The 706-nt window shown below is 67.4% G+C and carries 1 protein-coding gene; it reads right to left on the bottom strand.

Annotated elements, in window-relative coordinates:
* Positions 1-107: 107 nt before the first annotated feature.
* Positions 108-695: a TetR/AcrR family transcriptional regulator gene (locus ACXJKJ_RS30635; protein ID WP_457319365.1), complete on the bottom strand. Its 588-nt coding sequence runs from the start codon at positions 693-695 to the stop codon at positions 108-110.
* Positions 696-706: the final 11 nt, after the last annotated feature.

A 706-nucleotide genomic window follows, 5' to 3' on the forward strand; every position in this document is an offset into this window, starting at 1 on the left:
GTGCCGGGGTGGACTACGTGCAGGGCGAATTCGTCGGCACGGCCGGTCCGGCGATGGACTTCGATTTCGCCTGATGCCGGGTCACGGCCCGCCGTCGTGACCGGCCGCTAACGGGAGGCAAGCAAGCCGCGCAGCAGCAGATCAAGCGCGGCCTGTGCGTGCGTCAGTCGTTCCGACGCCCCGGGTCCCTCGGCAATCCAGAACGCCGCTTCGGCGAGGCTGCCGTATATCAGCGAAGCCAGCGCCTGCGGGCTGGCGTCCGCCACCACGCCAAGGCGCATGAGATTTTCGAGCAGGGCCTGCATCGAGGCGACGCAATGGCGCTGCGCTTCCGGTGATGCGCCGCCCAGGACCGCACGCGCATCGCGTAGCACGATGCGTTGGATGTCCGGCTCCAGGGCCATCTCCAGGTAGGCATGGCAGCGGCTGCGAAAGCCTTCCCACGGATCGGCAGCCGTGGCCGAAATCGTCTGTAGTCGGACATCCATCGCGGTATCCAGCTGCGCCACCACGGCCTGCAGCAATCCCTTTTTGTCGCCGAAGTGGTGGTAAAGCGCGCCACGGGTGAGCCCTGCCTGCGCGGTCAGATCGTCCATCGAGGCGTCGGCATAGCCATGCGTGGTGAATACCGCATGCGCGGTGGCCAACAGGGCGGCGCGGGTCTCTTGCATCTCGGCACGGGTGCGGCGGGCCATCCGGTCAACTC

The sequence above is a fragment of the Roseateles sp. P5_E1 genome, from assembly GCF_054049335.1.

Bases quoted from the DNA above. Each gene is read 5' to 3' on its own strand.
- ACXJKJ_RS30635 (WP_457319365.1), bottom strand. From the start codon at position 695: ATGGCCCGCCGCACCCGTGCCGAGATGCAAGAGACCCGCGCCGCCCTG.